The sequence below is a fragment of the Chitinophaga sancti genome (genome assembly GCF_034087045.1).
Lineage (GTDB): Bacteria > Bacteroidota > Bacteroidia > Chitinophagales > Chitinophagaceae > Chitinophaga > Chitinophaga sancti_B.
On sequence record NZ_CP139247.1, the window covers coordinates 4,116,121 to 4,142,948 of the forward strand.

The 26,828-nt window shown below is 45.7% G+C and carries 20 protein-coding genes; 13 read left to right on the forward strand and 7 right to left on the reverse strand.

Translation table 11 applies throughout. The features are described from left to right. Position 1 precedes the first annotated feature (1 nt). The 4 genes from SIO70_RS16865 (at position 2) to uxaC (ending at position 6,453) form a co-directional block, all read left to right on the forward strand. Positions 2-1,888: a glycoside hydrolase family 88 protein gene (locus SIO70_RS16865; RefSeq protein ID WP_320582025.1), complete on the forward strand. Its 1,887-nt coding sequence runs from the start codon at positions 2-4 to the stop codon at positions 1,886-1,888. A 65-nt stretch (positions 1,889-1,953) separates the two neighbouring features. Next, on the forward strand, positions 1,954-3,375 hold the full coding sequence (locus SIO70_RS16870; RefSeq protein WP_320582026.1) for a tagaturonate reductase: 1,422 nt from the start codon (positions 1,954-1,956) through the stop codon (positions 3,373-3,375). Then, on the forward strand, positions 3,372-5,027 hold the full coding sequence (locus SIO70_RS16875) for an altronate dehydratase family protein (protein ID WP_320582027.1): 1,656 nt from the start codon (positions 3,372-3,374) through the stop codon (positions 5,025-5,027). Before SIO70_RS16870 ends, SIO70_RS16875 begins: the two co-directional genes overlap by 4 nt. A 22-nt stretch (positions 5,028-5,049) precedes the next feature. Further along, positions 5,050-6,453, forward strand: a complete 1,404-nt coding sequence (gene uxaC, locus SIO70_RS16880; RefSeq protein ID WP_320582028.1) for a glucuronate isomerase — start codon at positions 5,050-5,052, stop codon at positions 6,451-6,453. Between the two features lie 267 nt (positions 6,454-6,720). Here the strand turns inward: uxaC and SIO70_RS16885 are convergent, their stop codons facing one another. Next, positions 6,721-7,671, reverse strand: a complete 951-nt coding sequence (locus tag SIO70_RS16885) for an alkene reductase (protein ID WP_320582029.1) — start codon at positions 7,669-7,671, stop codon at positions 6,721-6,723. 99 nt (positions 7,672-7,770) lie between these two features. Then, complete coding sequence (locus SIO70_RS16890; protein ID WP_320582030.1) at positions 7,771-8,343, reverse strand: TetR/AcrR family transcriptional regulator; 573 nt, start codon at positions 8,341-8,343, stop codon at positions 7,771-7,773. 331 nt (positions 8,344-8,674) lie between these two features. Between SIO70_RS16890 and SIO70_RS16895 the strand changes: the two genes are divergently transcribed. The 5 genes from SIO70_RS16895 (at position 8,675) to SIO70_RS16915 (ending at position 14,281) form a co-directional block, all read left to right on the forward strand. Then, entirely contained in the window at positions 8,675-9,250 is a 576-nt protein-coding gene (locus SIO70_RS16895) for a DUF4142 domain-containing protein (protein ID WP_320582031.1), read from the forward strand. Between the two features lie 133 nt (positions 9,251-9,383). Beyond that, positions 9,384-10,754 carry an exonuclease domain-containing protein gene (locus SIO70_RS16900; protein ID WP_320582032.1) on the forward strand — a complete coding sequence of 457 codons (1,371 nt, stop codon included), beginning with the start codon at positions 9,384-9,386 and terminating at the stop codon, positions 10,752-10,754. 96 nt (positions 10,755-10,850) lie between these two features. Continuing rightward, complete coding sequence (locus SIO70_RS16905; protein ID WP_320582033.1) at positions 10,851-11,780, forward strand: phosphoribosylaminoimidazolesuccinocarboxamide synthase; 930 nt, start codon at positions 10,851-10,853, stop codon at positions 11,778-11,780. A gap of 104 nt (positions 11,781-11,884) precedes the next feature. Further along, positions 11,885-13,681 carry an ABC transporter ATP-binding protein gene (locus SIO70_RS16910; RefSeq protein ID WP_320582034.1) on the forward strand — a complete coding sequence of 599 codons (1,797 nt, stop codon included), beginning with the start codon at positions 11,885-11,887 and terminating at the stop codon, positions 13,679-13,681. Positions 13,682-13,840: 159 nt separating this feature from the next. Further along, the gene (locus tag SIO70_RS16915; protein WP_320582035.1) at positions 13,841-14,281 is read left to right on the forward strand and encodes a DUF3276 family protein; all 441 of its coding nucleotides are present in this window, start codon (positions 13,841-13,843) and stop codon (positions 14,279-14,281) included. 128 nt (positions 14,282-14,409) lie between these two features. On the opposite strand, the gene pgi is transcribed toward SIO70_RS16915, so the two are convergent. Both pgi and SIO70_RS16925 read right to left on the reverse strand, forming a co-directional pair. Next, a complete protein-coding gene (pgi, locus tag SIO70_RS16920) occupies positions 14,410-16,062 on the reverse strand; it encodes a glucose-6-phosphate isomerase (RefSeq protein WP_320582036.1) in 1,653 nt (550 codons plus the stop codon). 32 nt (positions 16,063-16,094) lie between these two features. Further along, the gene (locus SIO70_RS16925; RefSeq protein ID WP_320582037.1) at positions 16,095-16,895 is read right to left on the reverse strand and encodes a hypothetical protein; all 801 of its coding nucleotides are present in this window, start codon (positions 16,893-16,895) and stop codon (positions 16,095-16,097) included. Positions 16,896-16,984: 89 nt separating this feature from the next. Between SIO70_RS16925 and prfB the strand changes: the two genes are divergently transcribed. Both prfB and pruA read left to right on the forward strand, forming a co-directional pair. Further along, a protein-coding gene (prfB, locus tag SIO70_RS16930; protein WP_320582038.1) for a peptide chain release factor 2 occupies positions 16,985-18,074 on the forward strand; the annotation gives its coding sequence in 2 pieces (ribosomal slippage) (positions 16,985-17,044 and positions 17,046-18,074; 1,089 coding nt in all). Positions 18,075-18,360: 286 nt separating this feature from the next. Then, positions 18,361-19,992 (forward strand): L-glutamate gamma-semialdehyde dehydrogenase, encoded by a 1,632-nt coding sequence (pruA, locus tag SIO70_RS16935; protein WP_414017929.1) that lies wholly within the window; start codon positions 18,361-18,363, stop codon positions 19,990-19,992. Between the two features lie 39 nt (positions 19,993-20,031). Here pruA and SIO70_RS16940 read toward each other — a convergent pair whose 3' ends face one another. After that, positions 20,032-20,541: a peroxiredoxin gene (locus SIO70_RS16940; protein WP_235643959.1), complete on the reverse strand. Its 510-nt coding sequence runs from the start codon at positions 20,539-20,541 to the stop codon at positions 20,032-20,034. Positions 20,542-20,638: 97 nt separating this feature from the next. On the opposite strand from SIO70_RS16940, the gene pyrR reads away from it, so the two are divergent. Further along, positions 20,639-21,166 (forward strand): bifunctional pyr operon transcriptional regulator/uracil phosphoribosyltransferase PyrR, encoded by a 528-nt coding sequence (pyrR, locus tag SIO70_RS16945; RefSeq protein ID WP_083729039.1) that lies wholly within the window; start codon positions 20,639-20,641, stop codon positions 21,164-21,166. Positions 21,167-21,284: 118 nt separating this feature from the next. Beyond that, complete coding sequence (locus SIO70_RS16950; protein ID WP_083729041.1) at positions 21,285-22,214, forward strand: aspartate carbamoyltransferase catalytic subunit; 930 nt, start codon at positions 21,285-21,287, stop codon at positions 22,212-22,214. A 77-nt stretch (positions 22,215-22,291) separates the two neighbouring features. Here the strand turns inward: SIO70_RS16950 and SIO70_RS16955 are convergent, their stop codons facing one another. Together SIO70_RS16955 and SIO70_RS16960 are read right to left on the reverse strand one after the other, a co-directional pair. Then, positions 22,292-25,615 carry a SusC/RagA family TonB-linked outer membrane protein gene (locus SIO70_RS16955; RefSeq protein WP_320582040.1) on the reverse strand — a complete coding sequence of 1,108 codons (3,324 nt, stop codon included), beginning with the start codon at positions 25,613-25,615 and terminating at the stop codon, positions 22,292-22,294. Between the two features lie 102 nt (positions 25,616-25,717). Continuing rightward, positions 25,718-26,728 (reverse strand): FecR family protein, encoded by a 1,011-nt coding sequence (locus tag SIO70_RS16960; RefSeq protein ID WP_320582041.1) that lies wholly within the window; start codon positions 26,726-26,728, stop codon positions 25,718-25,720. Positions 26,729-26,828 lie beyond the last annotated feature (100 nt).

Genomic DNA, 26,828 nt, shown 5'->3' on the forward strand with positions numbered 1-26,828 from the left:
AATGAAAAGAACAGGCTTAATTTTTCTATTAGTTGTAGCTGCCACCATGCAGGGCAACGCGCAATCTGCTGCCCCGATGGCCACTACCGTCATGAGATTATGGAAAGACTCATTACAGGAAACCGGCAAAACACCTCACTGGACTTACGACCAGGGTGTAGTACTGGAAGGCTTTGCAGGCCTCTGGAAAAACACCGGTGATGGAAAGTATTTCCGGTTTATCCAGGAAGGCATTGATTCGTACATTGACAAAGAAGGTAATATCCGTACTTATAAACAGGATGATTACAACATCGATAATATCAAAAACGGCCGTGCTTTATTGTTGTTGTACAAAGTGACCAATGAAGAGAAATATAAACTGGCCGCTGAAAAGCTAAGGGAACAATTGCGCAAACAACCGCGTACAAATGCCGGTGGTTTCTGGCACAAAAAGCGCTACCCTTATCAGATGTGGTTAGATGGTTTATATATGGGTGAACCTTTCTATGCAGAATACGCGGCTTTATTCCACGAGGATACTGCCTTCCGTGATATCACGAGACAATTCGTGCTCATGGAAACAAACAGCCGGGATGCGAAGACAGGCTTACTTTATCATGGCTATGATGAATCCCGCCAACAGAAATGGGCGGATAAGACCACAGGCCGCTCCCCAAATTTCTGGGGTAGGGCCATGGGCTGGTATGGCATGGCGCTCGTAGATGTATTGGAATATTATCCTGCCGGTCACCCGGGCAGAGACAGCCTGTTGCAGATCTTACAACGCTACGCCGCGGCTGTAAAGAAATACCAGGATCCTGCCAGCGGTGTCTGGTACCAGATCCTGGACAAGGCAGGAAAGAAAGGGAATTACCTTGAGGCCTCTGTAAGCAGTATGTTCGTGTACACACTGGCCAAAGGTATCCGCTTAGGTTACCTGCCTGAATCCTATTTAACCATCGCAAAAAAAGGATTCAACGGGATCAATAAACAATTCATTCGTCCTGCTGCCGAAGGCGGCGTAAACCTCGAAGGTACTGTTACCGTAGGTGGCTTAGGTGGCGACCCTTACCGCGATGGCAGCTATGAATACTACCTGAGTGAAAAGGTGATCCAGAACGATCCCAAAGGTGTAGGCGCCTACATGCAGGCTGCCAATGAAATAGACCTGCTGGCTATACCTAAAACCGGCAAAGGGCTCACCATCACCATCGATAACTTCTTCAACCATGAAGTAAAAAGCAATGGCACCATCTGGCATTATGTATGGGATGAGATGGATAATGGGGGGTACTCCCTCTGGGGCGAAATCTTCCACAGCAAAGGTGTGCATACCGCCATGTTGCCTGCTGCACCTACAGCTGCAAATCTGGCAAAGACAAATATCTTACTGATCGTAGATCCTGATACAGAAAAGGAAACTGCAAAACCCAATTTCATGACGCCTGCTTATGCAGATGTGATTTATGACTGGGTAAAGAAAGGAGGTATCTTAGTCATCCTGCAAAATGATAAAGGCAATGCTGAAATAGAAAAATTCAACACCCTTACAGAACGCTTCGGTATTCACTTCAATGAGGATAGCCGCAACCATGTAGAAGGAAAACAATTTGAGCAGGGGGCTTTATACCTGCCTGCAGGAAACCCTGTTTTTGCCCACACAAAGAAGATCTACATCAAAGAGATCTCGACGCTGAAACTCTCGCCGCCTGCTACCTCCATCTTCAATGATAAAGGAGATGTGATCATGGCTGTGTCCAAAGTAGGCAAGGGTGCCGTCTTTGCCGTTGGCGATCCATGGTTCTACAATGAATACCTTGATGGACGCAGACTCTCACCTGATTTTGAAAATTATCAGGCAGCAACTGATCTGGCAGATTGGATGATTCGGGAAGCAAAGAAATAATCATCCTGGTAACCTGAAATTTTATCTGCACATCAATCCAAACTTCAAAATATCAAACTCATTATATGCAATTGTCTAAAAATCACGTAGCCCTCCCGGAGCTTCCTGAAAGGGTGCTGCAATTTGGTACCGGCGTGCTTCTCCGTGGTCTCCCTGATTATTTCATAGATAAAGCTAATAAAGCCGGCATTTTCAATGGCCGCATTGTCGTGATCAAATCAACTGACAAAGGTGGTACAGATGCCTTTGCTGCACAGGATAATCTCTATACACAATGTATACAAGGGATCCATGCCGGACAGCCTGTTTCAGAACATGTTATTAATACTTCCATCAGCCGGGTGCTCTCCGCAGCATCGCAATGGTCAGAGATACTTGCCTGCGCAGAGAACCCTGATATGGAGATCATTATATCCAATACAACCGAAGTCGGTATCAGTCTAACTGACGATGATATTCATGCAGATCCACCATCATCTTTCCCCGGAAAATTGCTCGCGTTCTTACTGAAACGCTATCAGTTTAAACAGAAAGGAATGGTCATCATCCCTACAGAACTCATTCCTGACAATGGTACGAAACTGAAAAATATCGTCCTTGAACAGGCGAAACGACACCATTTGGAGCAACCATTTATCCACTGGCTGGAAACGGAAAATCACTTCTGTAACTCGCTCGTAGATCGCATTGTACCCGGTGCTTTGCCAAAAGAAGAACAGGCGGCGACAGAAAAACAACTTGGTTACGAAGACCAACTCATGATCATGTCTGAAGTCTATCGCCTATGGGCGATAGAAACAGCAAGCGAAAAAGTAAAAAAGATACTATCTTTTGCTAAAGCAGATGAAGGTGTGGTACTCGCACCAGACATCAATGTATTCCGTGAATTGAAGTTGCGCTTATTGAATGGTACGCACACGCTCACCTGTGGTTTAGCACAGCTGGCCGGATTTGAAACGGTGCGCGAGGCAATGGAAGATACCGCTTTTGAAGCAGTGATTGCTGCCCTCATGCAACATGAAATCGTGCCTGCTATTACTGATATCAATATCCGTGAAGATGCTGCGCATCGCTTTGCTATCAGCGTATTGGACCGCTTCCGCAATCCCTTCATCCAGCATCGCTGGCTCAGTATCACCATGCAGTATACGAGCAAAATGAAGATGCGTGTCATTCCCATTCTGAAGAAATACTATCAGCATGTACATGAAGTACCTGCGTTACTGGCCATGGGTTTTGCTGCTTATCTGCTCACCATGAAGCAGGATATACAGGATGATCATGCTGCATACTTCAAAGAGAAATGGGCGCAACTATCTCCTGAAGCGCTCGTACAGGAAGTACTGAAAAATGAAGCCTTATGGGGCGAAGACTTAACCAGGTACAAAGGTTTCGCTCAGGCTGTTACCGTCATGTTGAATAATTTAATCAATGAAGGAGCTGCTACCCTGATCAAACGGGTCGCTGCAGAAACAACCGTGATATGAAAAGAAGTATTTTAAAAGTCCACCCGCACGACAATGTAGTGGTGGCATTAACCGACCTGAAAAAAGGAGAGACCGTACAGGATAATGGTCAGTCGTACACGCTGTATGATGACGTGCCAGCCAAACATAAATTTACAGAAGCAGCCCTCAAAACAGGGGATCCTATCACCATGTATGGTGTACTCGTAGGCAGGGCAAAACAAGATCTGCCTGCCGGTGCGAGGATAGGCACCAACAATGTACAACATGCTGCCAGTGATTTTCAGCTGGCAGCACAGCGCAAGACTGCCTGGCATCAGCCTGATATTGCGCATTGGAAAGACCGTACTTTCCAGGGGTATCATCGTGCAGATGGTAGCGTGGGCACAGGCAATTACTGGCTCGTGATACCCATGGTATTCTGCGAAAACAGGAATGTGGAAGTGCTGAAAGAAGCCCTCACAGATGCTTTGGGCTATGGCCGTCCTAAAAAATACGCCGCCTTTGCAAAACAACTGGCTACACAATTCCAACAGGGCGCCAGCAAAGAAAGTATTATCGAAACCATCTACACAGAAAACGAAACTGCTTACCAGCAACCAAAGGTTTTCCCAAATGTGGATGGCATTAAATTCCTCACACACGAAGGTGGTTGCGGTGGTATCCGCCAGGATGCACAAACCCTTTGTGGCCTGCTGGCAGGGTACATCACCCATGCAAATGTAGCAGGTGCCACCGTATTAAGTCTGGGGTGCCAGAATGCACAGATCACCATGCTGCAGGATGAGATCAATAAACGTTCTCCGGACTTTAGTAAACCTTTATACATCCTCGATCAGCAAACCATTGGTACAGAACAGGCATTGGTATCCGCTGCCATTAAACAAACCTTTGCAGGTTTGATAGAAGCAAATACAATCGAAAGAAAGCCGGCGCCTTTAAGCAAACTAACCATCGGTCTTGAATGCGGTGGGTCCGATGGCTTCTCGGGTATTTCTGCGAATCCTGCCATTGGCTATACTTCCGATCTGCTGGTTGCCTTAGGTGGTAGTGTGATTCTGTCAGAGTTCCCTGAGCTTTGTGGGGTAGAGCAGGAAATGAGTGATCGTTGTGTGCAGGAAGCAGATGCACTGCGCTTTATAGACCTGATGCGTACTTACGAACGCAGGGCAGAAGATGCCGGTTCTGGTTTTGACATGAACCCTTCACCCGGCAATATCAAGGATGGCCTCATCACCGATGCTATCAAGAGTGCAGGCGCCGCTAAGAAAGGCGGTACATCGCCTGTGGTAGAAGTACTGGATTATCCCAAACAGGTAAAGAAACCCGGCCTCAACCTCTTATGCACCCCCGGCAATGACGTAGAATCTACCACTGCCGAAGTAGGTGCCGGTGCTACCATCGTTTTGTTCACCACAGGTTTGGGTACGCCTACCGGCAACCCTGTCACCCCTGTTATCAAATTGAGTAGCAATACAAAGCTGTTTGAGAAAATGCCGGACATCATAGACATCAATACCGGTACGATCATAGATGGGGAAGAGACGATCCAGCAGGCCGGGGAGCGGATACTGGAACATGTGATACAGGTGGCCAGCGGTACATTGCCCGCAAAATCAGTCCTGAACGGACAGGATGATTTCATTCCCTGGAAGAGAGGAGTCTCATTATAAAAAAACATTTTAATCAGTAATAATGAAGCAGTTTTTAGATGAACATTTCCTGTTGAATACTGCCACATCCAGGAAGTTGTATCATGACTATGCAAAGGAGATGCCCGTGATTGATTATCATTGTCACCTGCCACCGGCGCAAATTGCAGCCGATACCGCCTTTGAAAATATTACACAGGCATGGCTGTATGGCGATCACTATAAGTGGAGGGCCATGCGTACAAATGGCGTACATGAGAGCTATTGTACAGGTGATCGTTCGGACTGGGAGAAATTTGAAAAGTGGGCGGCGACAGTGCCTTATACCTTACGTAACCCCCTGTACCACTGGACGCACCTTGAGTTACAACGTTATTTCGGCGTCAATGAAATATTGAATGCATCATCAGCACCAGCTATTTATGCTACCTGCAATGAGCTGTTGCAATCAAAAGAATATACCACCCGCAACCTGCTGCGCAAAATGAAAGTAGCGTTGGTATGTACCACAGATGATCCTGCAGATTCATTGGAATATCACAGACAACTAAAAGAGGAAGGTTTTGAAATTCCTATTCTGCCTGCGTTCCGCCCGGATCAGGCTATGAATGTAGATGATCCTGCAAAATACAACGCGTATCTCCAAAAGCTGGAACAGGCTGCGAATACAAGCATTTCCACTTACCAGGATCTGCTTACAGCGCTTAAAAACCGGCACGATTTCTTTGCAGGGATGGGGTGTGCTGTATCAGACCATGGTATAGAGGAAATCTATGCAGATGATTATTCAGATACAGAGATCAATAACATCTTTACGAAAGTAAGAAGTGGTCAACAACTGACGCAGACAGAGATCCGTCAGATCAAATCTGCCTTATTGGTACAACTGGCTATCTGGGATTGGGAGAAAGGATGGGTACAGCAATATCATCTCGGTGCGTTGCGCAATAACAATTCACGCATGATGCGCCAGTTAGGTCCTGATACAGGCTGGGATTCCATCGGCGATTTCTCCCAGGCCAGGGCGTTGGCTAAATTCCTGGATAGATTGGATAGCCAGGATCAGTTGGCAAAAACGATTCTCTACAACCTGAATCCTTCAGATAATGAATTGCTGGCGACCATGATTGGAAACTTCAATGATGGGTCAGTAGCAGGAAAGGTGCAGTTTGGTTCTGCATGGTGGTTCTTAGATCAGAAAGATGGAATGATTAAGCAGATCAATGCATTGTCCAATATGGGGTTACTAAGCCGTTTTGTGGGGATGTTAACAGATTCCAGGAGTTTCCTTTCTTATCCAAGACATGAATATTTCCGCCGTATTGTTTGTGAGTTATTTGGCCAGGAGATAGAGAATGGAGAATTACCGAACGATGTGGAGTGGGTAGGGAAGGTGATACAGGATATTTGTTTTTATAATGCACAGCAGTATTTCAACTGGAAATAAAAAAACACATCCCGGTGACAACAGGGCGTCACCGGGATTCTCCTTCGCTGCAAGCAATCTTATTTTATGATAAACAATCCGCGTTTATATCCGCGGACCGGGCAATTTAAACCCCCGCCATTACAGCGGGTCGTTCATCCTGACTAACCACAACCCAAACATTATTTATGATAAACAATCCGCGCTCATATCCGCGGACCGGGTAATTTAACCCCGCCATTACAGCGGGTCGTTCATCCTGACTAACCACAACACCCCAAACATTATTTATGATAAACAATCCGCGATCATCCGCGGACCGGACAATTTTACCCCGCTGGTACAAGGTTGTTCAAATGCAACAAAATCCGCTAACCCACTCCGCAAAGTATCCTCTGCTTTCAGTGCATCGAAATTCCCATTTAGTATCAGCGGGCCATTAAACCTCGCCCTGATTCCTGCCAGCAGAATCGCTGGTATTTCCGGCTCTCCTGAACTATGCCCATCTACTATGTGTATATATGAAAGTGAAAACGTATCCAACGCATCCACTAAGTATTCATAAGTCGCATTGATCTGCCCGTGATGTTGCAGGTCATTCACCTTACTATAAGGAGACAACCTGATACCTGTTCTGTCTTTTCCAATCGCTGCACTCACCGCAGCCACCGTTTCAAGAATAAACCGTACCCTGTTCGGAATAGTCCCACCATACTTATCGGTACGCTGGTTCGTATCAGGATGAAGGAACTGCTCCATCAGGTATCCATTCGCCGCATGTAGTTCCACCCCATCAAACCCTGCTTCGATGGCCTGTTTCGCTGCCTTTACATGTAACTGCACCATCTCCTGCACTTCAGCTGTACTCATTGCCCTTGGCGTACCATAAGGTTGATAACCTGCCGCTGTCCAGATCTGCCCATTGGCAGCAATTGCCGAAGGTGCTACGATCCTCGTTTTCGCAGGCATATTTGCAGGATGAGAGATCCTGCCCGTATGCATGATTTGCAGGAAGATCTTACCACCATTTGCATGCACGGCTTCCGTTACCTTTTTCCAACCTGCTACCTGTGCTTTGCTATAAATGCCTGGCATATGTGCATGCCCCATTCCGCTTTCCACAGGACTGGTGCCCTCTGCTATAATCAATCCGGCGCCTGCCCGATGGCTGTAATACTCCACCATCAGCTCATTTGGTACCCCATCACTGACACGGCGTTTGGTTACAGTCGGAGCCATTACGACTTTGTTAGAAAGGGCGTATTTGCCTATAGTTGCTTGTGTTAATAATGCTGGATACATATTAGAATGATCGTTCTGGAAATGGTCAAAAATTTTTTACTTTCTAATGCTACTTAAAATATGATCAGTCAACTGATCAACCAACTGTTTATCATTGAATAATACATCCATCATCCACAGTGAGCTAAAGCTGCTGTACAGGAAGCGGGCCATTACACCCGGGTCTTTATCCGCAGGAATTTCTCCCACCTGTTTTGCCTTTTCAAGCAGTTCCTGCAATACACAGATCAGTTCCAATGCCTGGTTCTTAACAAGATCTTTGATACCCTCGTCCATAGATGCCAGTTCAAAGGAAGTCTTTACCATCAGGCAGGTCTGGCCTTCTTTTCTGTTTGCAATGGCTTTTCGTACAATGTGTTCAACAGCGGCAACCGGGGAGCATACCTGGCAGCATTGTTTGTAATCTTTCAGCGCCTGTTTGGCATAGTTAGAAAGACATTGCTGGAACAGCGCATGCTTGTCGCCATAAGTATCATATATAGAGGCCCTGTTCAGTTGCATGCCATCCACAAGGTCCTGCATAGAAGTCGCGTTGTACCCCTTTTGCCAAAAGAGGTCTCTTGCTTTTTCCAGCCTTTCTTCAGGATCGAATGCTTTGTTACGTGCCATGATAGTGCAAAAATATAATTTCAGAATGAATGTTCCAAATAAAAATGACGAGGTTGTATATCATTTTGAATTTAGTCGGGCCGGCCGCAGGCCCATTCCGATCTTCGGGTAATTTTGATTTAAAAAATTGAAATTGATACACTACCAAAGGCGACTGTTCCTTTTTTGTAGAAACACGTCTACAATTGTTTGAAAATCATTATAGTAGAGGTTGGATTATGAAAATCCGCTCCCAACAAAGCATTGGAGTGGTAAATAGCAACTCGTGTCCGCAGTGGCCCCTTTTTTGCCTCTTCCCATGTTATAATTGTTGAACCTAAAAAAGTTAGACATGAAAAGACTAAGTTATGTAGCCGCCACGTTGATGACCGTTTGGATGTTACAATCCTGCGGTGGAGGAAACACAGGAGCAAAGCACGATGATGCTGTAGACAGCGCAAATGCGGTAAACAAAGAAGCAGCTCCGGTAGACCAGAATTCCTCTGAATTCGCTGTAAAAGCTGCCGATGCGGGAATGAAAGAAATCCAGCTTGGCAAGATTGCACAGGAAAAAGGTGTAAACCCTCAGGTAAAAGCTTTTGGCGAGCAGATGGTAGCAGACCACTCTAAAGCTGCTGATGAATTGAAAGCGATTGCAGCTTCCAAGAACATTACACTGCCTGATAGTGTAGGAGAAGATTATTCTAAGGATATTATGGATATCAGCAAGAAAACCGGTAGGGATTTCGACAAGGCTTATGTAGATGAGATGGTAAAAGACCATAACGATGCAGTGGACCTGTTCCAGAAAGCAAGCAATGATGTAACTGATCCTGAGTTGAAAGCATTCGCTGCTAAGACACTGCCTACGCTGCAGGCGCATCAGGCGCATGTGAAGACGCTGGATAGTTTGCTGAAGAAAAAATAATCAGAATTTTGTAGTTGTTAGTTGCCAGGAAGGTTTCATTGTGAATTGGATTCGGGAATGTCGATCTGGTGACTAACAACTCTTTTTTATATTGCTGCACACCCCCTATCTTTGCTTTCGGAGTAAGGGAGTTATGTACGCAATTGTTGATATCGAAACCACAGGTGGGCACGCCAGTGCCAATGGCATCACCGAAATAGCCATTTTTATTTATGATGGATCTCAAATTGTTCAGCAATACGAATCGCTGATCAATCCCGGCGTACCTATTCCCCGTTACATCCAGTCGCTTACCGGCATTACTGACCAGATGGTAGCCACTGCTCCCAAATTTGCAGATGTTGCAGGCGAAGTATTTGCCTTGCTAAAAGACAAGATCTTCGTCGCTCACAACGTCAACTTCGACTATTCATTTTTACAATATCATTTGCTGCAGGCAGGTTACGACCTCCGCACCAAAAAACTGTGTACCGTACGCCTGGGTCGTAAAATCGTTCCCGGTTTACCCAGTTACAGTCTCGGTAACCTTTGCCGCTCTCTGCAAATCAATGTAGAACAGCGTCACCGTGCTGCCGGCGATGCTGCTGCCACCGTTCGTCTTATGGGCCTCTACCTGAGCCTTGATACGAACAACGCTATCTCAGCTGCACTCAAAACCACCAGCAAGGAACAGTTCCTGCCACCGCACCTTCCTCCTGACCAGGTAAAGAAATTACCTGCCTCCCCGGGTGTATATTATTTCCATGATCAGAAAGGGAAGGTTATCTATGTCGGCAAAGCCAAGGACATAAAAAAGCGTGTCAATAGCCATTTTACCGGCAATAATCCCAGCCGCCAGCGGCAGGAGTTTTTGCGCAACATCTATAGTGTCTCTCACGAAGTGACAGGTACGGAACTGATGGCCAATATTCTCGAAAGCATTGAGATCAAACGGCTGTGGCCAAAATATAACAGGAGTCAGAAGAACGTAGAATTCAAATACGGCTTCTACACTTTTGAAGACCAGCTGGGCTACCTGCGCCTCGTGATCGAACGCCGCCGCAAGTATACCCGGCCACTTCACTCATTCCCTTTACTGGTACAAGGCCATACCATGCTTAAAGGGCTGATCCGTGAATTCGATCTCTGCCCCCGTCTCTGCTTCCTGCAGAAAGGCGATGGCGCCTGCAAACCGTTGACAGGCCACAAGTGTAAAGGTGCCTGCGATAAGAAGGAAGGACCGGAATACTATAACCTCCGGGTACAAGCCGCCATCATCCACATGCAAATGCAGCAGCCGAGCTTTATCATCGTCGATACCGGGCGCGATGCAGGTGAACAGAGCTATATTCTGATGGAAAAAGGGAAGTTCTACGGCATGGGCTACATCCCCCGCGATACTGCCATCACAATGGAAGAAGACGTGAAGGACCGGCTTACTCAGTACCCTGAGAATGAATACATTTTAAACCTGATCCACCAGTTTGCCGGTGCGAATAATTCCCGGCTTTTAAAGTTTTCTTAGTTAATTAAGTACTTTTGCGCATCTGAATGCATAACAGGCAATATTTGCCGGGTGAATAAAGGATATTCGTTAATTGTTTTAATAAGGTAATAATTCATGTTAGAGCCAAAGTTTAAATTTCCAAAGCAAACGGCTTTTTACAAAGGAAAGGTAAGAGACGTATACACCATCGATGACAAAGAGATGGTAATGGTAGCCAGTGATCGTATCTCCGCATTCGATGTGGTACTGCCCCGTCCTATTCCTTACAAAGGTCAGGTGCTGAACCAGGTAGCCGCAATCATGCTGGAAGCTACCAAGGACATCGTGCCTAACTGGGTAAAGGCTGTGCCCTTGCCAAATGTAACCATCGGCTTAAAATGTGAAACTTTCCCTGTAGAAATGGTGGTTCGTGGTAACCTTACCGGCCATGCCTGGAGAACTTACAAAAGCGGTAAACGCGAACTGTGCGGCGTAACTATGCCGGAAGGTCTGAAGGAGAACGACTACTTCCCAACGCCTATCATTACCCCTACGACCAAGGCACACGAAGGTCATGATGAAGATATCTCCCGCGAGGATATCATTGCAAAGGGCCTGGTAAGTAAAGAAGATTACGAAAGACTCGAAAAATACACACTCGCCCTTTTTGCACGTGGTAAGGAACTGGCTGCTAAACGTGGTTTGATCCTTGTAGATACCAAATATGAATTTGGTAAAATTGGAGACACCATCTATGTGATCGATGAGATCCATACACCGGATTCTTCCCGTTACTTCTATGCAGAAGGCTACGAAGAAAAACAAAAAGCGGGCGAACCACAGAAACAGCTCTCAAAAGAATTTGTACGCGAATGGCTGATGGCAAATGGATTCCAGGGTAAAGAAGGCCAACAGGTGCCTGAAATGACCGATGAATTCGTCAACACCGTGAGCGAACGTTATATCGAACTGTTCGAAAATATCACAGGTCAGAAATTCGTGAAGCAAAACATAAGTGAAGCCGATAGCGAAAAAAAGATCATAGAAACACTGAACAGTTTATAAGAGAAAGGGGGAGGGGAACCTCTCCCTTTTTTAATATATTTTGTAGCGCACCTGCTGGCATAAAACGGGAATTTGCTAAACGGATATTTACGAAAGATAGACCAATGAAACACCTCGCCGTACTGAATAAATACTTTCTTCGCTATAAATGGCGCTTCCTGCTTGGATTAGTCTGCACAGTCATCTCCATTGTATTCAGTGTGTTTCAACCTATCATGGTCCGCCAGATCTTCGATTTACTGGCCCAGAACCTCAACAACTATCACCTGATCAGTGATACCAATCTTAAAACCATCTTCCACTCAGACTTCTCCAAAGTCCTCGCCTTCTACGGTGTCATGCTGCTCATCTTCGCATTACTGAGTGGTTTCTTCTTATACCTTCAGCGGCAGTCGCTCATCGTGATGAGCCGCCACATTGAATTTGACCTCAAGAACGAAATTTACCAGCACTACCAGTTGCTGGATCTCAACTTCTTTAAGATGCACCGTACCGGTGACCTCATGAGCCGCATCACGGAAGACGTATCCCGTGTACGTATGTATGTAGGCCCGGCTATCATGTATGCCACCCGCACCATCTTCATGCTTGTGATCGTCGTATATCTCATGATAGACGTGAACCCTTTGCTTACGCTGTATACCTTGTCACCACTGCCTTTTCTGGCACTTACTATATATTATGTGAACCATATCATTCACCGCAAGAGTGAAAAGATACAGGCACAATTATCCAATATCACTTCCATTGCACAGGAGTCTTATTCCGGTATCCGTGTGATCAAATCATATGTACAGGAAGAAGGGATGATCGGGCATTTTGAAAAAGCCAGCGAAGACTACAAGATCAGCTCAGTCAGTCTTGCAAAGACAGATGCCCTCTTCCAACCCAGCATGGCACTGATGATTGGCCTGAGTGTACTCCTCACTATTTTTATCGGTGGTATACAGGTCATCCATGGCAACATCACGGTAGGTAACCTCGCTGAATTTGTGATTTATGTAAACATGCTCATGTTTCCATTCCTCTCTATCGGGATGGTGGCAAGTATGATACAACGTGCATCTGCCAGTCAGAAACGTCTGAATGAGTTCCTGGATATCAAGCCGGAAATTTACAACAGACCCGATGCAAGATCCATCGATGTAAAAGGTGAAGTGGTCTTCAAAAATGTCTCTTTCACCTACCCACATACAGGTATACAGGCGATCCAAAACTTTAACCTGATGGTAAAACCAGGAGAGAAAGTAGCGGTGATTGGCCGTACCGGTTCCGGCAAGTCTACCCTGGCGCAGTTGCTGATTCGTATGTATGATCCGCAGGAAGGGGAGGTGATGCTGGATGGTATGGATCTTAGAACCCTGAAACTGGAAGACTTACGTACACAGATCAGTTATGTACCACAGGATGTATTCCTGTTTTCAGATACGATCACCAACAATATCCGTTTCGGTACACCTGAAGCCAATGAAGAAACCGTACGCCGTGCAGCCCGCCAGGCATCGGTGGAGAAGGATATACTGGGATTTCCCGAAGGCTTCAATACAGTAGTAGGGGAGCGGGGTGTGACATTGAGTGGTGGTCAGAAACAACGTATCTCCATCGCCCGTGGGTTGATCAAAGATCCGAATCTGTTGGTGTTTGATGACTGTCTGTCTGCTGTAGATGCCCGTACGGAGAAAGAGATCATTGGCAATCTGTATGCATACCTGAAAGACAAAACCGCTATAATTATTACCCATAGGATATTTGCTCTTTTTGAGTTTGATAAGATCATAGTTCTGGATGATGGACGTATCGTTGAAACCGGCACCCATGAAGAATTATTGTCATTAAACGGGCACTATGCAGAATTATACGCCCGGCAGCAATCTGGTGAAGATGAATCTATAATGGAATAAGGATCAAAATCTTATACATGCCTGAAAACCAGTACCTAAGCTGAGTTTCTATCATTTTTCAAAATCATTTAAAATTATTTTGATATTTGTAAAACAATAGTATATTTGTTGCTTATTGGAAAAAGGATTTGATTCGTTAACAACTTAAATCTATCAACTGTGGCGTACGAAAATACCAATCAGCAGGAAAGAAATAATGACAGTATCTTTTCTAAACGATTGAAAGCGGGCAAAAGAAGAACATACTTCTTTGATGTAAAGACCACTCGGGGAAATGATTACTTTCTGACCATTACAGAAAGCAAAAAGCGCTTTAATGACAATGGTTATGACAGGCACAAAGTGTTCCTGTACAAGGAGGACTTCAACAAGTTCCTGAATGCATTAACAGAGACCATCAACTACGTGAAGACTGAGTTGATGCCCGACTTCGATTTTGATGCCTACAATCACGACTATGTGCGTGATGATGAAGATGGAGAAGGCGCAGAAGGAACTTCTTCTTCTGATGCTGCTGTGGAAGCCGCTGTCGAAGCTGCTGCTGCACCTGCCGCTACTGCATCTGCTACTTCACATAGTGAAGATGTAGATAAGTGGTAAGGAAGGCTAAAATTGACTTCTTAAACTTCTTATACGACCTCTGGATTTTTCCAGAGGTCTTTTTTTTATAATAAGAGAGGGGTTGGCTATAGGCCAACCCCTCTCTTATTATTGTTTCAAATTGAAGCTTACTTTTTCATCTTCTTCCACTCATTGATCAATCCATTTGTTGAACTATCATGACTGGATATTGCTGCATCACTCACCAACTCAGGCAGGATCTTATTCGCCAGCTGCTTACCTAATTCAACACCCCACTGATCAAAGCTATAGATATTCCAGATCACACCCTGCACAAAGATCTTATGCTCATACAGTGCCACCAGTGAACCTAACGTTCTTGGATCAATCTCTTTCACCAGGAATGAATTCGTAGGTCTGTTACCGGTAAACACTTTATAAGGCGTCAACTGTGCAATCTCTTCTTCTTTCAATCCCTGTTTCACTAATTCCGCTTTCACTTCTTCTTCACTCTTACCATTCATCAATGCTTCTGTTTGCGCAAAGAAGTTAGACAACAGTTTTACATGATGATCACCAATCGGGTTATGACTGATAGCAGGTGCGATAAAGTCAGCCGGAATAATACGTGTACCCTGATGGATCAGCTGGTAAAACGCATGCTGTCCATTTGTACCTGGCTCACCCCATACAATCGGACCGGTTTCGTAATTTACTGCATTACCATTGCGATCTACATACTTACCATTGCTCTCCATATTACCCTGTTGGAAATAAGCAGCAAAACGATGCATATATTGATCATAAGCTAAGATAGCTTCAGTGGCAGTGCCAAAGAAGTTACCATACCACAGACCCACCAGTGCCATGATAGCCGGAATATTCTTCTCTAACGGCGTATGCTGGAAATGCTTATCCACTGCATGTGCACCTTCCAGCAATTGTTTGAAATTATCAAATCCTACAGTCAGCGCAATGCTCAATCCAATAGCGGACCACAGTGAATAACGTCCACCTACCCAATCCCAGAACTCGAACATGTTCGCTGGATCGATACCAAACTCCTTCACAGCTTTTTCATTGGTAGACAATGCAGCAAAATGTTTTGCTACAAACTTTTCATCCTTCGCATGCTCAAGGAACCAGCTGCGCGCAGTCAGCGCATTAGTCATCGTCTCCTGCGTAGTGAAAGTCTTGGAAGCAACTAAGAACAGGGTCTCTTCCGGATTTACTTTCTTCAGTGTCTCTGCGATATGAGTACCATCTACATTAGACACGAAGTAAGGTTGCATATCTTTTTTCCAGTAAGGCTTCAGTGCTTCAGTCACCATTACCGGACCTAAATCAGAACCACCAATACCAATATTCACGATATAACGTATAGGTTTGCCAGTATATCCTTTCCATTCACCACTGTGCACGCGCTCGCAAAACTCTTCCATCTTCTTCTGCACCGCCTTTACATCCGGCATTACATCTTTACCATCCAGCAGCACAGGATCGCCAGAGAAATTGCGCAATGCAGTATGCAGCACTGCTCTGTTCTCAGTAGCATTTATTTTTTCAGCGCTGAACATTGCTTTAATGCCATCTTCCACACCACACTCTTTCGCCAGTGCAAACAGCTTCGTCAGCGTTTCTTCTGTAATGATGTTCTTTGAATAGTCGAACAGGATATTTTCAAAACGCAGATTAAATTTTTTAAATCTTTCGCCATCTTCCGCAAACAAAGTGCGCATGTGCGTTTGTTTCATCTTGTCTGCGTGTTTCAGCAGCTCCTGCCAGGCTTGTGTTGTTTCAGGATTTGTCGTTGGGAACATGAGTTGATTTTTTAGTCTCCAAATGTAATAAATTATTTAACGGCCTTTTTATGAAATGCCTCCCTAACGCCTGCAATCAGCACAACGCCGATCGCCGTCAGGCAACATACGATCACTGGCAGGGCCATGGTCGTTACCTCACTCTGCCGTTTGGCAATGATACCATAAAATGCCCAGATAGCTACCATTCCTGCTACGATATTATGTCGCTTTACTACCAGCAGGGTAGCGCCTACACAGGCTACCAGGATGAGTATAGCCGTAATAGGAACGCTCATGCCATCAAAGCCGGTATACACCATCAGGGCTGCAATATTGGCCATCGTAGCTACACAGATCCAGCCCAGGTACAGGCTGAAGGGAACGTGTATCAGCCATTGCACGGAACGGCTGGCGCCCGGCGCAGCAATATTAAAATTTAAATGGATAGCCAGCAATGATATTAATAAGGTGAGCATCAGTAATATCGCCAATGGAATTAGTTCATAGTGCCAGGCAAATAGCCAGCAACAGTTTGCCATACAACTGATCAACCACCAACCGCGCATCCTTTCCATAAATCGTTCCAGTATTTCCTCATATCCGGGCGCAAACGCCAGCCAAAGCTGGTAGATAATAAACCCCAGCAATGCCAGGTAAATCACGCCCCATATTGAAAAGGTAAAACCCGCAGGCACAAAGAGGTTATCGTACTTTTCCGACACCTGTGCGGTGGTATGGCCGTTGATCATGCCCAAAGCGGCAAGTGCATTCACACCAATGACCATCAGATACCCTATAGTGTTAAAAATCGCGCTGTTCTTGTAATAAAGGGTTTCATGGGAGTCTTTCATGGATAGTTAAAAATTTTAATTTAAGGGCGAAGAATAATGTCAGAGTGCAACAAATATTGTTCCCCTTTTTCCTTACATTTGCCACCATTATGACAGCAGAACAACTCAAAGCTATGAGGGACCGTCTCCATGTCCTGGGAGGTTTTCTTTAACGTCCAGGACCGCATAGCCAAAATCGAAAATGACAAACAATTATCGTTAGCCCCCGGCTTCTGGGACGACAATGCCCGGGCTACGTCAATTCTGAAAGAGATCAAAGTCAACAAGTTCTGGGTCGATCTTTACGAGCAGGTGAAAACCTCTATTGAAGATAGCGCGGTACTGCTGGACTTCCAGAAAGAGGGTGAAGCCTCTGAAGAAGAAGTAGCAGCTGCATACCAGGGAGCAGTGGCCGCTTTGGATGAATTGGAATTCAAGTCTACCTTGAACGAACCGGAAGACGAGATGCCGGCAGTACTCACCATCAACTCAGGTGCCGGTGGTACCGAGAGCCAGGATTGGGCCGAGATGCTGTTGCGTATGTATCGTATGTACGGTGAAAAACAAGGCTGGAAAGTATCTGAAATCGACGTGCAATACGGGGATGGTGCTGGTATCAAATCAGCTTCCCTGGAGTTCGACGGTAGCTTTGCCTATGGATTGCTGAAAGCTGAAAGCGGGGTACACCGTCTGGTACGTATATCTCCGTTTGACGCGAATGCCCGCAGGCATACTTCATTTGCTTCAGTCTATGTGTATCCGTTGGTGGACGATACCATCGAAATTGCCGTGAACCCGGCCGACCTGGAATGGGAATTCTACCGTTCCGGTGGTAAGGGCGGACAGAACGTCAATAAGGTGGAAACAGCCGTGCGACTCAAGCACATTCCTACAGGCATCATCGTAGAATGCCAGCAGGCCCGTACACAGGGTGAAAACCGTGAGAAGGCATTGACCATGTTGAAATCACGCCTGTATGAGGAAGAGCTGCGCAAGCGCGAAGAGCTGAAAAATGCCGCTAACGCCAATAAGCGTAAAATCGAATGGGGCTCACAGATCCGTTCCTATGTATTCCATCCGTACAAGATGATCAAAGATCACCGTACAGATTTTGAAGTAGGTAACGTTGGGCCTGTAATGGACGGAGAACTGGAAGGCTTTATTAAAGCTTACCTGATGATGTCCAAAGAAAATAATTGATGTTTTTAATGTGAAAAGGCCCTTCCAGCAGGAGGGGCTTTTTTGATTTAGGGAATTGTTTTTTGACCACCTGCCTGGTGTGTTTTTTTTTCTGAAAATGGTTTTCATCCCCGTTGGTGAATAACCGCTTTTCATGAATGTTTTATTTTGGCAGAATGGAATACATCCCCATCCGGCCCTAGGCCATTCAAACCCCGCGGGAAGTCCCGGTGTTGAAGACATCCGTGATTTGTCGCGCAAAGACACTAATTTTACTTATTATCGTTACAACAAAAACTCTTTGAGAATGCACAACGCTTATTTTCATTTTGCTGCACCGGCAAATGAACCGGTTTACAGCTATGCACCCGGATCGCCAGAAAAGGTTGCATTGAAAAAGCAACTATCTGCCTTTAAGGCGCAACAGGCGGATATTCCTATGTACATCAACAACCAGGAAATCCGCACAGGAAAAACCGTTGACCTGCGCCCTCCACACGAAATCAAGCACAAACTGGGTCATTTCCACATGGGCGATGCCTCCCATATCAATGATGCCATCGCAGCAGCATTGGCCGCTAAAGAACAGTGGGCTGCTACTACATGGGAACAACGCGCTGCTATCTTCCTGAAAGCCGCTGAACTGATTGCTACTAAATATCGCTATCACATGAATGCTGCGACCATGCTCGGTCAAAGCAAAAATGCCTACCAGGCCGAGATCGATAGCGCCTGCGAACTGATCGACTTCCTGCGTTATAATGTGCATTTCCTCTCTGAGATCTATAAACAACAACCTGTCAGCTCCCCAGGGGTTCACAACCGTACCGAATACCGTCCGCTGGAAGGTTTCGTACTGGCAGTGACACCGTTCAACTTCACAGCGATTGCAGGCAACCTGCCTACATCTGCTGCGATGTGTGGGAATGTAGTCGTATGGAAACCAGCAGATACCCAGGTATTCGCTGCACATGTGTTCATGCAGATCATGATCGAAGCCGGCTTACCTGCTGGTGTGATCAACCTCGTATATGTGGATGGTCCTAAACTGGGTGATATCTGTTTTAGTCATCCTGAATTTGCAGGTATTCACTTCACCGGTTCTACTGCTGTGTTCCAGCATATGTGGCAGACGATCGGTCAGAACATCAATAAATACAAAGCATACCCACGCATTGTAGGCGAAACGGGTGGTAAAGATTTCGTACTGGCACATGCATCTGCAGATGTGGATGTAACTGCGATTGCACTGGCACGTGGTGCATTTGAATACCAGGGTCAGAAATGCTCTGCAGCGAGTCGCGCTTACCTGCCTTCTAACATTGCCGAAGCGGTAAAAACCCGTCTGCTGGCAGAACTGAAGACCATGAAAATGGGTACAGTAGAAGACTTCAGCAACTTTATCAATGCAGTGATCGACGAGCGTTCATTCAATAAGATCACCAACTATATTGAGAATGCAAAGAAAGATCCTGCTGCAAAGATCATTGCTGGGGGTAACTATAATAAGACAGAAGGTTACTTTATCGAACCCACTGTGATCGAAGTAACAGATCCGAAATACATAACGATGTGCGAAGAGATCTTCGGCCCCGTATTGACGATCTACACTTATGATGCAGATAAATTTGAGGAAATTATCGGGGTGGTAGATAGCAGCTCTGCATATGCATTGACTGGTTCTATCATTGCACAGGATCGTTATGCAATTGACCTGGCTACAAAGAAGCTGGTAAATGCTGCGGGTAATTTCTATATTAATGATAAACCGACAGGTGCGGTGGTAGGACAACAGCCTTTTGGTGGTGCGAGAGCTTCTGGTACGAATGATAAGGCGGGGTCTATGCTGAACCTGTACAGGTGGTTGAGTGCAAGGACGATTAAGGAGACGCTGGTACCGCCTACGGAGTATGGGTATCCGTTTGTGAAAGAAGCGTAAGTTATAATAAGGGCACTTCGAAAGAAGTGCCCTTATACATTATTTAATCCCCTTCAACGCCGCCAGCGACTCCGTCACATGCTTCTCCCCATCTTTCATACTATTAAAAGTATGCACCACTACTCCCTGCTTATCCACCACATAAGTCACCCTCCCCGGAATCACAAACGTCTTCGGCACCCCAAATAACTTCCGCACACTATTAGACGTATCGGCCAATAACGTAAATGGCAGATTATGATGCTGCGCAAACTTTTTATGCGAAGCCACCCCATCAGAACTAATCCCAATCACCTTCGCCCCATACTGGGAAAATGCCGTATAAGAATCCCTGAAAGAACACGCCTCTTTCGTACACACACTGGTCTCATCCTTTGGATAAAAATAGATCACCAATGGCTGTTTTCCCAGCACAGAATTGATATCAAACGTATTACCATCCTGGTCCTTGAGCTGAAAAGCCGGTACTTTATCACCTACTTTCAGCTGGGATTTGGAATTACATGCAAAAACAAAGAAGGACAATGAAAACATAAGAAGCTGCTTCATATAATTTATGATTAAGTTAACCGTATGCAAGATATACGTATTTTTTGGCCCCCGGTATTTTCATATTCCTTATTTTTACCCCCTAAAACTGCATACTTTGAAGACCATACTGAGTGGTACACAAGTGGCCATCACTGTTGACAGACTCTGTCACCAGCTTATCGAAAATCATGGAGACTTCTCCAAAACTGCGCTGATCGGACTTCAGCCCAGAGGCATTTATCTGGCAGACAGAATCTATAATACCCTGCAGAAGCTGCTGCCAGGCGTAAAAATCCAATATGGAAGAATTGACATCACCTTTTATCGTGATGACTTCAATAAAGGGAAAGCACTCCATGTGCCTAACGAAACCGCTATCGATTTTTCAATTGAAAATAAGAAAGTAGTATTGATCGATGACGTGCTGTACACCGGCCGTACCACCCGCTCCGCACTGGATGCAATGCTGGATTTCGGCAGACCTTCTGAGGTGGAACTGCTTGTATTGATAGATCGCCGGTTTACCCGCGAACTACCTATTCAGGCTGACTATGTAGGGCGTACCATTGATGCGGTCAATTCGGAAATGGTGAAAGTGCGCTGGAAGGATCGTGACGGGCATGATGATGTTATTATTGAGTAGCAGCATAACGTCTGGTCGGGAATGAGGGAGGTGTAACATCAATTTCGAATAATTTTACCACACCGTCCGGATATTGATTTTGGGTTTTGTATTCAGGTCATTTATATTTGCATCTTAAATGTCATTATCAGTAAATCATCTCCTCGGAATTCGCGGTCTGAAGCGTCAGGATATAGAACTTATCTTTCAAACGGCTGATCAGTTCAAAGAGGTTTTACAGAGACCTATCAAAAAAGTTCCTACGCTCAGGGATACTACCATCGTTAATTTATTTTTTGAAAATTCCACCCGCACCCGTATCTCCTTCGAACTGGCGGAGAAACGCCTCGGTGCCGACGTAGTGAATTTTTCAGCATCAGGATCTTCGGTATCAAAAGGTGAAACCCTCATCGATACTGTAAACAATATCCTTTCCATGAAAGTGGACATGGTAGTCATGCGACACTCAGCCAGCGGTGCGCCACACTTCTTATCCAAACACATTGATGTACCTATCGTAAACGCCGGTGACGGGATCAACGAACACCCGACCCAGGCGCTGCTCGATGCCTTCTCTATCAGGGAAAAGCTGGGTACCGTAACAGGAAAGAAAATCGCCATCTGCGGCGATATCATGCACTCCCGCGTAGCACTGTCCAACATCTACTGCCTGAAGCAACTGGGCGCAGAGGTAACGGTTGTCGGTCCGCCTACACTCATCCCTAAGCACATGCAGGAAGCTCTGGGTGTAAACGTCAGCTACGACATCCGCGAAACACTGGAATGGTGCGATGTGGCAAACGTACTGCGTATACAACTGGAAAGACAAAATACACCGCTCTTCTCTTCTCTGCGAGAATACTCACTGGCTTACGGTGTAAACCGCCAGCTGCTGGATAGTCTGAAGAAAGAAATCGTGATCATGCACCCTGGCCCGATTAATCGCGGCGTAGAGTTAAGCTCTGATGTAGCTGACTCCGGACATTCTATTATCCTGAACCAGGTGGAGAATGGGGTAGCAGTTCGTATGGCGGTTTTGTACCTGCTGGCAGGGAAAAAAGAACACTAGACAATACTAACAAACCCAATAAATAGAAACGCTTTTACCGTTTGGTAAATGCGTTTTTTTTATACTTCCACCCCTCTCTAAAATATCGCATTCATCCCCAACGTAAACGACCTGAAAAACGGATACTGATACCCCGTATTCGCCGCCTGCTCGGGGTCATAATACCTGATCTTCATCTTATTGATCTCCCACAGATCCTGCCCTGAAAAATACACCCTCAAACTACTGATCAATGGTTGCCCATGTGTAAATCTGAACGTATACCCTAACTGCAAATTCTTCAATCGTATATAGGCCGCATTCATCACCCAAAAAGAACCAGGCACCAGGTTCTGACTATACCCATTATATAACCTCGGAAACGCCGCATTTGTATTCTCCGCCGTCCAGTAATCCGCATGTATCTGCCATGGCTGCTGCCACCCTTCTACAAATGGCATACTATACTTCGCCGGCACTATCACCTTCCGCTCCCCAATCCCCTGGAAGAACACTGAAAAATCCAACCCCTTCCACGAAAATCCCGCATCAAACCCGTATGAATACCTCGGCTGTGAACTACCTAAATACACCAGATCCCCATGATCTGCTTTCGTATTGGTACCACCATTAATGATCCCATCATTATTCTGATCCACATATTTCAGATCTCCCGCAGCTGTAGCCGTACTCTGAAATGCATGTGCATTTACTTCATCATTACGCTGGAAATATCCCTCCGCTTTATACCCTAAGATCGCATTATAAGGCAATCCTTCCAGTCCTTTATTATTCCCTGGCAGCCATGCTGTATTCCCATTCGATTGTAAGATCTTATTCTGGTCGTCAAAAAGATTCGCATTCACCCAATAACTAAACGGTCCCCTGTTATCTCTCCACCCAATATTCAATTCCCATCCCCATGACCGCATACTGGCAATAAAGAAAGAAGGATAAGCATAATTATAAGGTGGTAAAGTCTGTTCTGCTATTTGTATACGCGGATTGTGCTTCTCAAAATAATCCGCTGTCACGGTCAGGCGGCCTTTGAGGAATGCCATGTCTAACCCTGCATTCGTCGTATTGATCGTCTCCCAGTTATTATTCCCCGGCATATACCTATCCGTATAATCCTCGTTCAACAATGGATACGCCTGCGGATATTTCAGCTGATCACGATAGTTATAATCGTTCAATCCGGACCGCCAGTTAAAGTTCCCTAATAGCCCCCATGAAGCCCTCAGTTTAAACTCATCAAAGATGCGGAAGGTGTGGTTAAACCACTTCTCATTATTCAATCGCCAGCCCGCAGAGAAAGACGGGAATATATGCTGGCGGGTGATTGAATTCATGGTAGAACTGTTGTAATACAGCCTTGCTGCCACCACATTCGCTTCCACCAGGTACCGGTCATTAAAATTATAATTCAGCCTTGCAAACAGGGATCCCTGTGAGCCGGAAGCTTTGTACCAGCGAATATCTGCCCATGTAGGCTGGTTAAATTCCAGTGTAGCAATCTCATTGTCCGATACATTGTAGAGAGAAGAGATCTTCTGGCGCTGATAATGACTCTCGTAAGCATAGCCTCCAAGAATGTGGATGGTATTCAGTTTGCCGGCAGGAATATCATAATCTGCCAGTAACTGCAGGCTATGCTGTACTTCCAGCTGATCGCCTCTTTTCAGAGAGTTCGGATCATTGATGCTGTTTACATACCCATTCCCGTTATAGTAATTGATCGTTTGCTTGCCAAGCCCATCGTAGTAATGCGTGATCTGCGGACTGTACACTGCTTTCAGCGTAAGCCCCTTCACAGGATTCTCTGCTTTCAGGCTAAAGGTCGCATCAGCAAAAGATGTTTGTTCATCCCGTTTACCTCCATCCTTTAAGAGCGAAATAGGGTTGTAACCGCTTGTATAATTGCTTGTATTGGGCACATAAGTCGGAACATTGCCCGGTGCCTGGTATAAATAATTCAATAAACCATTGTACCCATCCACACGATAGCCGGGTGATTGCGTATGACTCTTCGCATACTGCAAACTCGTTTCCAGGCTGATCATATCGCTGAAACGGTTATTGATATTCAGTTGAACGTTATTCCTGTTAGTATTATCAGGCCCGGTATTAAACAAGCCCTGGCGGGAAAACTGTCCTAATGACAACATATATTGGTGATCTGCAGAACCACCACGTGCACTGATATTAAAATTGGAAACGGAACTATTCTGACGGGTCACGTTTTCCAGCTGATCATTGTCGAAATAATATTTATAATCTCCGTTGCCATCAGCAATTGCTCCAACAGCAGGGTCTTTCAGGTAACCGATTTCCTGGTCTGTCCAGATGGGATCCATGCCGGCATTAGCCGCTGCCTGGTTTTGCAAAGTCGCTGCCTGCCAGGAGTGCATGCGTTTGGGTAAGTTGATGGGATGCTCTATACCAAAGAGGCTATTGTATTCAACACTGATCTTCCCTGGTTTCCCTCTCTTGGTTGTTACGAGTACCACGCCACCAGCGGCCTGCGGTCCATATATACTCGCAGCGGCAGCATCTTTCAGTACGGAGATAGATTCAATATCGTTGGGATTGAGTAAGGTGATGGAACCGGGTGCACCATCTACAAGCACGAGTGGATCGCTGTTATTGCCGGAGGAGAGGCCCCGGATCTGGAGATTAAATCCTTCTTTGCCGGGTTGTCCATTCAGACGGGTTACGAGCAGGCCGGGTGCTGTGCCTTGCAGGGCGGCGAGTACATTCGTTACAGGACGGCTTTTGAGGCGGCGTCCTTCTACTTTGGCAATAGACCCGGTGATGTTTGCTTTGGTCTGTATACCATATCCTATAATGACGAGATCATTCAGAATTTTGGTATCGCCTGCCAGCAATATATCCAGGTTTCTTCTTTGTTTGAGTGGTATTTCCTGTGGCTCGTATCCGATGAGTGAAATCTGTAAAACAGCATCTCCATTATTCACCGTCAGTTTGAACCGACCTGTTTCATTGCTGCTCACGCCATTTCGCGTCCCCTTTTCCCTGATAGAAGCTCCTGCCAGTGGCTTTTCTCCATCGGAAATGACACCTGATACCGTGAATACTTCAGGTTCCGGTTTGGTCTGAATTTTCTGTATTCCGCTCACAGGGGCGGATTGCAGGATCGGGTAGACGATAATTTGTTTATTCCTGACTTCAAATGCGTATTTGCTACCTGAGAATAACTGTTGCAGCACGGTATTCAATGGCTGATGATCAGCATTGATGGTGATGCTCCTGGAATTTTCTATGACGGTGGAGGAAATTGCGAAGGTAAGGCCGGTTTGTTTTTCGATGAGGCGTAGTACCTGGCGGAGGGGAGTGCGGGTTACTTTCACGGATACGTGAATCGTGTCAGCATCCTGGGCCTTCACTAATGGGCATGCCAAAAGAAGCCCTATACATGCACAAAAAAGTGCGATGTACCAGCGCTTAGTAAAAGCGGCCTTCCGGAGTGCCTTATGAGTTTCCTGCATTTTCTCCGGAAGTACTTAATAAATTTCTACGAGGCTATCTTTCTGTACGGTATGTACCTGCAGTGTTTTTGACAGGATGTCCAGTACTTCAGAAAGGGATTCCTTATGGAAGGTAGCGATCAGCTTTTTATCGGCCAGCTCATCACCTTTTAGTACGATGTGTACTTTATAATAATCTTCGAGTATGTCGGCCACTTCTGACAATGAGGCATCGTCAAAGGTGAGCTGACCAGTTTTCCATGCGATTGGATTATTATTTCTATGGTGACGGGTGGTGATGCTTTCGCTGGCTAGTAGCATATCGGCTTCCTGGCCAGGGATGAGGATCACAGATTTGTTCCTGTTCTTGTAAATAGCTCTTACTTTACCACTCTGTACAAAGACTTTTACTCCTTGTTTGGTTTCTTTCACATCGAAGGAGGTACCGAGTACTTCAATGTCCACATTTTTCAGGTGAACGGTGAATGGTTTTTCAGGCATATGCTTTACATCTACGAATACTTCCCCTTGTTGTACGTATACTTCGCGGGTATCACCTTTGAAGTGGCGGGGGTATTTGACAGAAGTATGTGCATTCAGATAGAGCCTGGTACCGTCTGGCAGCAACAGGCTATCTTTATTTTGTGCGGTTTGTTGGGTCGTATACATTGGCTGACGGACCAGGAGGTAAGTTCCTGCCATCAGCAACACGGAGGCTGCTGCTGCCCACCAGTAACGGTGTACAGGTTTCCGCATCTTTATAACGGGAGTTGAATTGGATGTGACTGGGGTAAGGGTACTGTTGCCGGAGAGGACTTCTTCCGTAGCTAACAGGGTTTCAAACCTTTGCCATTGTTGCGTGGTATTGTAGGTAGCTGCTGTAGGCAACAGATCGTCGCCCTGCCATAAGGCTTTGGTTTCTAAGAAGATATCCAAATTGGCAGCATCCATCTGCAACCATTCATCCAGTGAACGTTTGTGCTCCTCATGTCCTGGTTCTTCCAGGTAGCGGATAACGACATCGATATCAGGTTGCTGTAGTTTCATCTCTTACTATTAATACAATCAAAAATAAACTTACCATTAGTCCCCGGGGAAAAATTTTAACATTTTCTTGGGCGCCTATATATATATTATATGTATGCCC

Excerpts from the sequence above, each read along its gene's own strand:
- SIO70_RS16865 (WP_320582025.1), top strand. The coding sequence starts at position 2 with ATGAAAAGAACAGGCTTAATTTTTCTATTAGTTGTAGCTGCCACCATG.
- SIO70_RS16870 (WP_320582026.1), top strand. The coding sequence starts at position 1,954 with ATGCAATTGTCTAAAAATCACGTAGCCCTCCCGGAGCTTCCTGAAAGG.
- SIO70_RS16875 (WP_320582027.1), top strand. The coding sequence starts at position 3,372 with ATGAAAAGAAGTATTTTAAAAGTCCACCCGCACGACAATGTAGTGGTG.
- uxaC (WP_320582028.1), top strand. The coding sequence starts at position 5,050 with ATGAAGCAGTTTTTAGATGAACATTTCCTGTTGAATACTGCCACATCC.
- SIO70_RS16885 (WP_320582029.1), bottom strand. The coding sequence starts at position 7,671 with ATGGCTCCGACTGTAACCAAACGCCGTGTCAGTGATGGGGTACCAAAT.
- SIO70_RS16890 (WP_320582030.1), bottom strand. The coding sequence starts at position 8,343 with ATGGCACGTAACAAAGCATTCGATCCTGAAGAAAGGCTGGAAAAAGCA.
- SIO70_RS16895 (WP_320582031.1), top strand. The coding sequence starts at position 8,675 with ATGAAAAGACTAAGTTATGTAGCCGCCACGTTGATGACCGTTTGGATG.
- SIO70_RS16900 (WP_320582032.1), top strand. The coding sequence starts at position 9,384 with ATGTACGCAATTGTTGATATCGAAACCACAGGTGGGCACGCCAGTGCC.
- SIO70_RS16905 (WP_320582033.1), top strand. The coding sequence starts at position 10,851 with ATGTTAGAGCCAAAGTTTAAATTTCCAAAGCAAACGGCTTTTTACAAA.
- SIO70_RS16910 (WP_320582034.1), top strand. The coding sequence starts at position 11,885 with ATGAAACACCTCGCCGTACTGAATAAATACTTTCTTCGCTATAAATGG.
- pgi (WP_320582036.1), bottom strand. The coding sequence starts at position 16,062 with ATGTTCCCAACGACAAATCCTGAAACAACACAAGCCTGGCAGGAGCTG.
- SIO70_RS16925 (WP_320582037.1), bottom strand. The coding sequence starts at position 16,895 with ATGAAAGACTCCCATGAAACCCTTTATTACAAGAACAGCGCGATTTTT.
- pruA (WP_414017929.1), top strand. The coding sequence starts at position 18,361 with ATGCACAACGCTTATTTTCATTTTGCTGCACCGGCAAATGAACCGGTT.
- SIO70_RS16940 (WP_235643959.1), bottom strand. The coding sequence starts at position 20,541 with ATGAAGCAGCTTCTTATGTTTTCATTGTCCTTCTTTGTTTTTGCATGT.
- SIO70_RS16950 (WP_083729041.1), top strand. The coding sequence starts at position 21,285 with ATGTCATTATCAGTAAATCATCTCCTCGGAATTCGCGGTCTGAAGCGT.
- SIO70_RS16960 (WP_320582041.1), bottom strand. The coding sequence starts at position 26,728 with ATGAAACTACAGCAACCTGATATCGATGTCGTTATCCGCTACCTGGAA.